Below are 9,816 nucleotides of genomic sequence, written 5' to 3' on the forward strand. Positions count from 1 at the left end.
CGCTGCACACTGATTTTACTTCTTCTAAATAATACTATCTATCACAACTTGGTATAACCGATAGAACCGAGCTTCTGTTCATCCTTATAGATGCCGTCATCCAACAACTCAAATCCGAACTGCTCACACTGGGTGGCTATTTTTCACATAACTTCATTCCCCGTTGTAGTGGCTGGGGTTTCTTGCTGTACTGGCAGAGTTCATTGCTTGTAATGCCATGTTACAAAGTCGTGGCATTTCATTTGTGTAATAGCACGAAATTCTTCTTTATCATTCACTATCACTACCCACCGTTGGGTCACAAAATCTTGATGATCGTAAGTAATTCGGGCCATTAGCTTTTGTCCTGCATAAATTTCGTGTTCATAAAAATCGATTTCGATTGATGTTACTTGCTCTGTTGTTGTTGCTTGTGGCATGATATAAATCTCCATATTTGGATAAAAGGACGATCGCAGACTTTCCAAGGTACGGCGATCGCCTTTTGATTTTGGATATGAATTACGTTGTGGTAAGCCACAACGCACTCATCGAAACTTAGCGAAGCTTTATCAAGACCGAAAAGTGCGATGACTCGTCAGAAACTGCGATGCCTAAAGGCAAGCCGCAGAGCGTCTACGCACTTATGAAGATTTGGCGAAGCTTTTGCAAAGAGGGTTGTACTCAAAATTTTCCATTCAGAAAATGTGATTCTTCCCGGTGAACTACACCAAGGCGATAACAATGTTTCTTAGCTAAATCTCGATACAAGTTAACATCTTCACTAAACAAGAATAAGACGGGTTTCTTGTTAGGGTAATAAAATTGATAAACCAGTGCTTTACCAATACCGTGCTTCCAATTGCAAGCTTTCTTGACTTCAATTACATACAATTTAGTCAACACATCAACTCGCCCGGATGGATTAGGAGCCTCTCGAATTCCTCCTAATATTTCTGCCAACTGGTTAGACATTCGCTCTTCGGCTGGGTCTTTTGGAGGTGATGGCGAGGCTAATGGAGTTGGAGGCTGTGTTAGAGGTAGTGGTTGAGAAATTGGTTCAAGTTGCCTAAAGTCTTGCTGTATTTTATTGAGAGGCTTGGTTTGGGTAACTTCATTTTCTTGTTCGATTGTCTCAACTGCTGAATACTGCCCTAAAACTTTTTCAGGATACGTCTGTGCATAAAGGGATGTTACTAACAACCAACCGCGTTCTGTGTTTAATGTAAAGTTGCATTTTGGTAATACCTCCATTACAGATTGAAGCGAAGCTTTCAATCCGGTTGTTTCAACCTATTTTTGACGTGCTGGTGTTAGTGGACGCAATAATAATTGTTCTTTTGGTTTTATGTATTTCTGATGGAAAAAGTCAATTGCTTTTCTCCAGTGTTTTGGATTTTCTGTGTCAAATTCCCGAAAATCAGGCAAGTATCTCTTAACAATATTTGCTCTCGCTGAATCAGGGCTATTTCATTCTAAATGTAAGAGTTGTATGGTAAAATGCAGCACTAAAAATGGAATGTATCCACGACTGTGAGTCAACTAGCAATTATTGAGGCCTTTGCTGCGGTTCAAGACCCCCGTCGCCGTGCGGGACAACGTCATACGCTGCCACTGTGTCTAGCTCACTCTTGCGATCGCGGCGGGAAATAAAGGGTTCTTAGCAATCGGAGATTGGATAGCAAGTTACCACGAGCAGTTGATAGACCTGTTAAAACCCGCAAAAAATCGACTACCCTCTTATAGCACCTTGCGTCGTGCCTTGTTGCACGTCGATTACGAGCAGTATGGAGCGTGCCTCGCCAAATTCTTTAATGTACAACCAGTCTGTGGAGAAACCATTGGGTTAGATGGCAAAGTCCTTAAAGGTTCATATCAACTTGAAGAAGATAATCCAAATTCAGACTCTCACCCAGCAATTATGTTAGTTAGTACTTATATTGTCGAGCGGGGCTTGATTTTAGAACCATGTGAAGTTGATGCCAAAACGAATGAAATTAAAGCTCTGCCAGTTTTGATTCAAAAACTGGCTCTTCAAGGAGTAGTTTTTGCCTTTGATGCCATTAATACTCAAAAAAAACTTGTGAATTGATAATCGAAACTGGCAATAATTATATTGCTGCTCTTAAAGGTAACCAAACAGGTTTATTTAAAGATGTTAAAGCAAACTTTATACCAGAATTTACTGACTCGCAAATAAACAAAGGGCATGGTCGAATCGAAAAACGTACCGTTAGTATTTGTCAAACACTCGATGGTATAAGATTTTGGTCTGGTCTGAAAACTTTAATTCGAGTTCAATCACAACGTCAGATTATCAGACATAACCATATTGAAGTAAAAAGTGAGACACGCTATTAGATCTCTTCCTTAAGTGCAACACCACAAGAGTTTGGTGAACGCATCCGGGGATATTGGGGTGTTGAGAATAAAGTTCATTATGTTCGAGATGTAACCCAAGGAGAAGACGGTTCTAGAATTCGTACTAAACCTTTACCTCAGATTTTTGCGATCGCTCGTAATTTTACTCTTAATTTATATCGAGACCACATGTTTGAAAACATGGCACGAGCTCAAAGATTATGTTCCTTTGGATTAGACACACTCAAGCAAGTTTTTAGAATGAAATAGCCCTGCTCGCTGAATAACCAGTAACTCGTACCCATTTGTTTCTGGCTTCATTCAAATTTGTAATCGGATTCTTAGCCAATATGCTCCTCCGATATCGTTAGATGAATTCTCTGAAAAAAGCGATTACATATCTTTGATTATTGCAATTGCTTTTATTTGATAAAGAACACTTGCGCCTTTTGATAGAATTAAAGGCTCAATCTCTTCGACTTTATGTGCTGGAACATTATCAATTAACTTCTACAGTACCCGACCATAATTGAGGAAGTAAACACTTTTCGATAAAGACTTGAAATGCGTTTCCATCCATTGAACCATTCAATGTTATAACAGCCAAAACTTGTTTTATGCTTATTGCCCCAATTACTGTTACCTTCGCTCCCCGATAAAACGGTTTAAAATCATACACTCTAGTTCCATGAGGGCTGCGGGCTAAGGAACGTGTTCAACCTAATAAAACGCCCATTTCATCAATAAATACCAAGTTTTCTGGCTCTATTTCTTTAACTTTCTGCCAATACCTAATTCTCAAATTTTGGACTCTTTCTGTCTTTGCTTGACTGCTACGTAACGTCTTTTTTTTACTGTGAGTTTTTGTTTTTGCAATGCACGACACATCGTACTTGTACTTACCCAATGATTATAGTTTGCACCCCAATATTCACAGTATTCCAATAATGTTGCATCTGGGTATCTCTCAACCATTGCAGCTATTTTTGATTCATATCCATCCAACTCACCCTTGATTGCCCCACCTTGCTGTCTTGGTTTTACATGACCTTGAGTTTTATTCATGGAGAGTAGTTTTTGTACAAAGCTTTTGGCTACGCCAAATTTCTGGGCTACTTTTCTGATTGAGGTGTTACCTTGAGAGTAAGCTTTTACTATTTTTTCTCGGAAGTCGATAGAGTAAGGTTTCATTTTACCCCTTCATGCACTGCTACGACTGTACCTCATTTACCTGAAATCTGCTGTATCTTACCTGTTGCCAGTAAAAATTATTGTGTATTTATACTTAATTATCTTCTCCATCCATACCCCCAAAATTATTATCTCTATTTACATTAAAGGGGGGTGGACGGAGCGCCAATTCCATATTAAACTTGCAGCTGCATAAGCTGCATTTCTCTCTTGCTTCTCCTGTAGTCACTAGATCAGCAATAATTATTTTTCCAAGAAGTACCCTTTAGGGTACCATCTCCTTTGGGCTGATTTAACTATAATTAGGACAAAATGCTAGCTTGAGTACAAAAAATATAAATTTTGTAGTTCTTATTAGTTAAAGGTAAGCGCATAACTACGGTGTTAAAGTTCTACAACCTTGCCATGCTTCCCACTTACTGATGGATGGGTGCAGAGTAGTTGGTGTTGAGACATCACTTGGAACTTTTCGGGCAACTAAAATCATTGATGCTGCCGGAGGTAATCATTGGCTTGCTCAACAATTAGGGTTAGAAATCCAATATCACTCTCCGCGTCTGATTGCCTATTATGGTTATGTAACAGGGGAATGTTCAGCCAGAGATATTGCTCCAGCGATCGTTGCTGATTCCTGCGGTTGGACGTGGACTGCGAAAGTGCGATGTCTACAACGGGCTACGCCTACGCAACTTTATCAATGGACGCGTTTATCATTTGGAACACAGAAAATCCCAAAAGACTGGCTCCCCAATGAATTCCTTGGACTAAAAATTTTCCAACGAATGCGGGCATCTGATGTCAGTTGGCGAATTGTTTCACAATCGGCTGGAAGTGGTTATTTTATCGTTGGGGATGCAGCAATGATACTTGATCCGACATCAAGTCATGGTGTTCTCAAAGCAATTATGTCTGGGATTTGGGTTAGCCATTCGATCGCGTCAGAATTCGTAGGTAATCTAACTGAGCTGTAAGCTATTGAGCAGTATTGTTTATGGATTCATAACTGGTTTCAACACGATGTGGAAAATCTAACTAAGCTTTATGCTAACCTGCCTAATCCTCCCTTTTGGATTTAATCGAATAGCACAGATTCTAAAGCAGCAAGAAAAATACGCTATTTAAATGGTTGTAGCGATGTTTAAAAACCATTTATACTAAAAATCATTCTTATCTTTCTTTAGAGTTTTCAATTCAAGCTAAACAATCGTTAGTTAACCCAAAAACTAGTTTTATGTTTTAAAGTAGAAAGTAGTTTGATTGAAAGTATTTGTTACTACCAATGAAAGTTTTAGGCTTACTCCTGCTAGTCCTATTGGGACTAAGCACGCCTGCTATGGCCGTTGAGTTTAAGGGGCAAAATATTGATGGTAAAAAGCTGCCTGCTAAGGCTTACTATTATGCAACAGGTGCTGTCTACAAAGTTCAGGTAAGCTTTCATAAAAAACGAGCAACAATTTATTTTGCTGACGGGAACCAAACAACCATAAAGTTGAACCAGCAGGTAATCACTGACTCAAATAATATTGAAGGTTTTGGAAAACTAGGGCAATATCCTGTAAATAATATATTCAGTGTTGGGTTGGTATATGGCAATGATTGGTCTGGCAGCAGTAATGGTCAATTGCAACAGTCCAATCCGTTAGACGGGTTATGGAAAATTAGTTTAGAGTGAATACCAATGTTGACTAATTTTCTGCCATCACAAGTTAATCAACCCAAACACCCAAAAGCGATCGCTTTCGGACAAAGTATTGAGAGAATTGCCCTTGCTACTTCCCTGAGTCAACACCCAATTCTCACAACTGAAATCAGCTTTCAAGAAGAATTACTCAAAAGTGGCTTGGTTAAAACGGGTAGTTTATGTACAATGGTTTTCCTTTTTTATTAAAAAACCCTCCTTGGCAAATTTTGCCTCCTTGTTTGTAAAAACGTTCATAAATTTTCCCTGACCATAAGAGTTTGTAAACACGCATAGCATTTCTTTGAATAAATATCCCTCCTGCACCGGAGAGCATTTCATTCAACTGGCGTTTCTCATATAGCTCAACTTCAATTCCTGCATCTAAATAGGCACGGGCTAAAGTTAAGCCACCAATTCCACCACCAATCACAACTACTTTTATTTTTGACAGGTTTATCTCCCTAATATTTGAAGTAAATGATCCAAATAACTTGCCATCTTTAGTCATGATTTATTCACAGTTAATTTTAGCTATTCTGGGATTAAATTATACTTGTATTTTCCATTTTTAGATTGTAGGCTGACATGAAACAAAAAATTTGTAGTGTCAAGAATGATTCATTTATTTGACTTGGGTAAGCAAATAGTGAAACAGGTTCTACCTGGCTGCGACTCAAATGAGAGTGTACCATGATGGCGATTTTCTACAATCCGGCGAACGGTTTCCAAACCGAGTCCTGAACCATGCCCCACTGATTTGGTAGTGAAGAAAGGTTCAAAAATGCGGGTTTTAATTTCAGGTGGAATTCCACTACCAGAATCAATGATGTCAATATGGGCAAAGCGATCGCAATGGTGTGTTGTAATTTCCAGCAGTCCCTTACCATCCATTGCATCTATGGCGTTGTCAATTAAGTTCGTCCATACCTGATTCAGTTCGCTGCCATAAGCAAGGATTTTATGAAGATGTTGATCATAATTACGTTGTACTTGGATGCTGCATTTAAGTTGATGAGCAAACAATCGCAATGTATCTTCTAAACCTTGATGCACATTCACTTCTTGCTGAACACCTTGATCTAGGTAAGTATAAGACTTCATCGCTTGCACAAGTTCGGAGATCCTCTCGGCTCCTCGCAAACCATGTTTAATCATTGACATGACTTCAAACGACAGCGATAACCAATGCAATCCCATTTCTCGCAATTCAGTGTCGTCGTTGCGCCAACGTTCCATGAGATGATCTAAGGTTTCTACCTCAACACCGCCTTCTGCTAAAGGTTCCGCTAATTTCCATGCCTGGTTCACACCATAATCTTCTAACCATTCCAGCAACACGGTTTCACGATCACTTAATGTCACCGGATCTAGGCGATTATTCAAAATCGCATCATAGCCCTGATCGCGTACTCTCAACCAGTGTTGAGTATGCGCTTCCTCAACATTGCGTTGCCCATAAACTAAGTTCATTCGTTGTAACTCTAGGATGGCGGCTGGCATTTCCCCTAAAGTCCGAACGAGGGCTGCGGCTGGGTTGTTGAGTTCGTGAGCTAGACCAGCAGCAAGTGTCCCTAAAGCTGCCATTTTTTCCCGCCCACGAATGAAAGACTCTAGCCCCCGGACACGACGTTGCATAATACGGAAAATCATCCGTTCAAAATCACGATATTCATGCAGCAGTTTGCAAAAGTCTTCTCCTTTTACTTCATAAAGGCTGCAATTTGTCAATGCTCGCATTGTCACAGGTACAGGTTCATCTGTAAGGACTGGAATTTCACCAAAAAAGGATGGGGCTTCATGTTGCCCGATGGGAATTTCAACTCCTTGACTGCGGCGGGTGAGATTAATTTTACCTTTGATTAGGATAAATAAGCCGTGTGCAGGATCTCCCTCATGTGCCAACACTTCTCCAGCATGGAGTTCAACCGTTTGAGCGTGATCGCAAACCCACTCCAATTGCTCTTTAGGAAGCTGTTGAAACGGGTCTAAGTTAATCAATTCTTCAATACACAACATCAATTAACCTCCTTAGTTTTTCCCGCTCCAACTAAACATTGCTCAGGTAGCGGTGAACGAATTGAATGGCGATTGAACCTTCACCAACACCGGATGCCACCCGCTTAATTGACCCGGATCGCACATCTCCGGCTGCAAAGATGCCAGGAACGCTGGCTTCTAGCAAAAAAGGTGAGCGTTCCAAAGGCCAACCTAGAGGAGATTTGCCATTATGCATCAAGTCGGGGCCTGTGATGATAAACCCCTGAGCATCGCGTCGAATAACACCATCGAGCCAATCAGTTTTAGGGCTAGCACCGATGAAGATAAAAAGCGATCGCGCTGGCACAGTTTCAGTGGGAGCAACGCGATTTTGTGAGGTGCTGCAACCTGGGACGTATATAGCTTGTTTCGGGATGCGATCGCAACTAAAAAACCAAGTTTTGTTGAGAATATAGAGGTATAATTGAGAACTAAACCCCGATCTCACTTTTTCGCGTTGCTCCCGTTTCAGTTTGTCCAGTCTTGGCATGGGTAATCACAATTTCTTCTAGATGTTCATCTCCCTTCACTTCCACGACGCTGCAACCTGTGCATACTTTAATATTTGCAGTAGCTGCAATTTGGTCAATCAAATATTGGGACATACTTGATGAGAGTGACTCACCCCGCACCAATATGATCACTTTGCTGGCATACTTAGAAAAGTGCATAGCTGCCTGTCCAGCAGAGTTTGCCCCGCCGATCAGATAAACCTCCTCATTGCTACAGGCGATCGCCTCAGTCATCGCAGCACCATAATAAATTCCTGCCCCTGTCAGCTTCTCGGCTCCTGGGACATTTAGCCAACGGTAGGAAACGCCGGTTGCAACTAAAAGTGCATGGCAACTAATCTCGCTGCCATCCGCCAATTGCAAAACCCGATAAGGATCTTGCAGCCTAACCCCAGTTACTACTTGAGGAGTAAGAATCTCTACCCCAAATCGTCGCGCCTGAGTGACTCCCCGTCTTGCCAAATCACTGCCGCTCAAGCCAACCGGAAACCCCAGATAGTTCTCAATGCGTGAACTCGTGCCTGCTTGTCCGCCCGGTGCTTCACGCTCAATTAAGACAGTACTCAGTCCTTCAGAAGCGCCATAGACGGCGGCTGCTAGTCCGGCAGGGCCACCACCGACGATCGCCAAGTCATAAAAGGGGCGTTCTGCCTGGGTTTGTAGTCCAATTTTAGCGGCAATCTCTAAATTAGATGGTTGAATTAATCGGGAACCATCAGGAAATAGCACCAAGGGCAATTGCTGTCTGCCATCAGCTTCTGCGTATTCTACTAATTTTACTGCATCTGGCTCTAGTTCAATATCCAACGACTTGTAGGGAATCTGGTTACGCGCCAAGAAGTCTTTTGCCTGATGGGAGATCGGCGACCAGCGATTACCAATTACTCGAATCCCTTCAAAGGGGGGGCGGAATCCAGCTAGCCAGTCATCTAGCAAATCATCCAAAACCGGATATAGCCGTTCTTCTGGTGGATTCCAGGGCTTGAGTAAGTAATAATCAAGTCTGGCACTATTAATTGACTTAATAGCAGCATCCGTATCTGCATACGCCGTCAGCAAAGCACGTTTGGCATCAGGAAAGATGCTTTTTGCCTGTTCAAGGAACTCCACACCTCCCATTTGGGGCATTCTTTGATCCACCAAAAATAGAGCAACTGCTTCATTCCGTAATTTGAGTTGCTGCACCGCGTCCAGAGCAGTAATACCAGAATTTGCCCGCACAATGCGGAAGCGATCGCCATACTGATGCCGCAAGTCTCGTGATACCGCTTGCAACACTTCTGGATCATCATCGACGGTTAAAATTGCAGGTTTCGCCATAACTACTGTTACTTAACGATTACAGTACCAAGCTGTTATCTTCAAAAATCTGTCGTTAAAATATTTACTGTTTAACCAGTTGCTTTAAACGAAGGTATGCCTCTTCTGGTGTCAGTGCTTCTGATTGATTTTCATTAGGTATATAAAATATCCAAGTATCTGGAAAGTAATGCACCACAAAGCTTGGAATCAGACCCAAACTTACTGCTTGCTTTCCAAGTTTCTCAGCTTGTTCCTCTAAACTCAGTTGGTCATGAAATGGTTGTTCAGCCATACTTTTCATCTCCCTGCACTTTTTTTGACCCTGGAAGAACCTTCACGTTCAATACCCGGATTGCCCGAATTACTTTTAAGTAATTCACCATGTTCCAGAATGAGCTTGAGAATATTTTGGTATATTACCAAAATAATTTCAAATATGCTTTTGTAGAGAATCATAAAGCTATTTTGGTCATTCACGTTAATCTGAAATTGGATTGGATAAGGAAGCAGGGCATTTCTTCTCTTGAAGTACTGAGAAATCATCTCTGCTTACTGTCAAGTCGGCAATTGGCTCAAAGCCACGATCAAGGGCGATCGCTGTCTGTAAAATCTGCAATCTAAGACAAGCCTTTGGTAGAAAAGGTTTTTCGCCAGGAAAATTAAACACTGCTTGGGAAACAATGAGACCCCTTTTAACTTGGGAGCAACGCGATTTTGTGAGGTTGGGTGAAAAAGGTGCGATCGCTAAAATTT

The 9,816-nt window shown here is 41.4% G+C and carries 13 protein-coding genes and 1 pseudogene; 5 read left to right on the forward strand and 9 right to left on the reverse strand.

The features are described 5' to 3' along the window. Window positions 1-200 precede the first annotated feature (200 nt). Window positions 201-527: a hypothetical protein gene (locus Q0541_RS05575; RefSeq protein WP_298906764.1), complete on the reverse strand. Its 327-nt coding sequence runs from the start codon at window positions 525-527 to the stop codon at window positions 201-203. Between the two features lie 136 nt (window positions 528-663). Next, complete coding sequence (locus tag Q0541_RS05580) at window positions 664-1,257, reverse strand: hypothetical protein (protein ID WP_298906769.1); 594 nt, start codon at window positions 1,255-1,257, stop codon at window positions 664-666. A gap of 400 nt (window positions 1,258-1,657) precedes the next feature. Between Q0541_RS05580 and Q0541_RS05585 the strand changes: the two genes are divergently transcribed. Together Q0541_RS05585 and Q0541_RS05590 are read left to right on the forward strand one after the other, a co-directional pair. After that, window positions 1,658-2,071 (forward strand): ISAs1 family transposase, encoded by a 414-nt coding sequence (locus Q0541_RS05585; RefSeq protein WP_298906801.1) that lies wholly within the window; start codon window positions 1,658-1,660, stop codon window positions 2,069-2,071. Continuing rightward, window positions 2,068-2,340 carry a hypothetical protein gene (locus tag Q0541_RS05590; protein WP_298906774.1) on the forward strand — a complete coding sequence of 91 codons (273 nt, stop codon included), beginning with the start codon at window positions 2,068-2,070 and terminating at the stop codon, window positions 2,338-2,340. The genes Q0541_RS05585 and Q0541_RS05590 overlap by 4 nt, the downstream gene beginning before the upstream one ends. A 798-nt stretch (window positions 2,341-3,138) precedes the next feature. Here Q0541_RS05590 and Q0541_RS05595 read toward each other — a convergent pair. After that, a complete protein-coding gene (locus Q0541_RS05595) occupies window positions 3,139-3,531 on the reverse strand; it encodes a transposase (RefSeq protein WP_298906776.1) in 393 nt (130 codons plus the stop codon). Window positions 3,532-3,953: 422 nt separating this feature from the next. On the opposite strand from Q0541_RS05595, the gene Q0541_RS05600 reads away from it, so the two are divergent. The 3 genes from Q0541_RS05600 to Q0541_RS05610 all read left to right on the forward strand — a co-directional run bounded on the left by Q0541_RS05600 (window position 3,954) and on the right by Q0541_RS05610 (window position 5,419). After that, entirely contained in the window at window positions 3,954-4,502 is a 549-nt protein-coding gene (locus tag Q0541_RS05600) for a hypothetical protein (protein WP_298906778.1), read from the forward strand. Window positions 4,503-4,864: 362 nt separating this feature from the next. Continuing rightward, the gene (locus Q0541_RS05605; RefSeq protein WP_298906781.1) at window positions 4,865-5,203 is read left to right on the forward strand and encodes a hypothetical protein; all 339 of its coding nucleotides are present in this window, start codon (window positions 4,865-4,867) and stop codon (window positions 5,201-5,203) included. 6 nt (window positions 5,204-5,209) lie between these two features. Next, window positions 5,210-5,419 (forward strand): hypothetical protein, encoded by a 210-nt coding sequence (locus Q0541_RS05610; RefSeq protein ID WP_298906783.1) that lies wholly within the window; start codon window positions 5,210-5,212, stop codon window positions 5,417-5,419. On the opposite strand, the gene Q0541_RS05615 is transcribed toward Q0541_RS05610, so the two are convergent. The 6 genes and pseudogenes from Q0541_RS05615 to Q0541_RS05640 all read right to left on the reverse strand — a co-directional run. Continuing rightward, the gene (locus tag Q0541_RS05615; RefSeq protein ID WP_298906786.1) at window positions 5,376-5,720 is read right to left on the reverse strand and encodes an NAD(P)-binding protein; all 345 of its coding nucleotides are present in this window, start codon (window positions 5,718-5,720) and stop codon (window positions 5,376-5,378) included. The genes Q0541_RS05610 and Q0541_RS05615 overlap by 44 nt on opposite strands. Window positions 5,721-5,830: 110 nt before the next feature. Beyond that, a complete protein-coding gene (locus tag Q0541_RS05620) occupies window positions 5,831-7,228 on the reverse strand; it encodes an ATP-binding protein (RefSeq protein ID WP_298906790.1) in 1,398 nt (465 codons plus the stop codon). 31 nt (window positions 7,229-7,259) lie between these two features. Next, window positions 7,260-7,565, reverse strand: a pseudogene (locus Q0541_RS05625) (fused response regulator/thioredoxin-disulfide reductase); the annotation flags it as partial. A gap of 115 nt (window positions 7,566-7,680) precedes the next feature. Beyond that, window positions 7,681-9,081 carry an FAD-dependent oxidoreductase gene (locus tag Q0541_RS05630; RefSeq protein ID WP_298906793.1) on the reverse strand — a complete coding sequence of 467 codons (1,401 nt, stop codon included), beginning with the start codon at window positions 9,079-9,081 and terminating at the stop codon, window positions 7,681-7,683. Between the two features lie 64 nt (window positions 9,082-9,145). Beyond that, complete coding sequence (locus Q0541_RS05635) at window positions 9,146-9,355, reverse strand: hypothetical protein (RefSeq protein WP_298906796.1); 210 nt, start codon at window positions 9,353-9,355, stop codon at window positions 9,146-9,148. Between the two features lie 186 nt (window positions 9,356-9,541). Continuing rightward, a partial coding sequence (locus Q0541_RS05640; protein WP_298906799.1) for a hypothetical protein occupies window positions 9,542-9,816 on the reverse strand: 275 nt, incomplete at its 5' end.

The organism is uncultured Nostoc sp., assembly GCF_937863485.1.
Taxonomy (GTDB): Bacteria; Cyanobacteriota; Cyanobacteriia; order Cyanobacteriales; family Nostocaceae; genus Nostoc.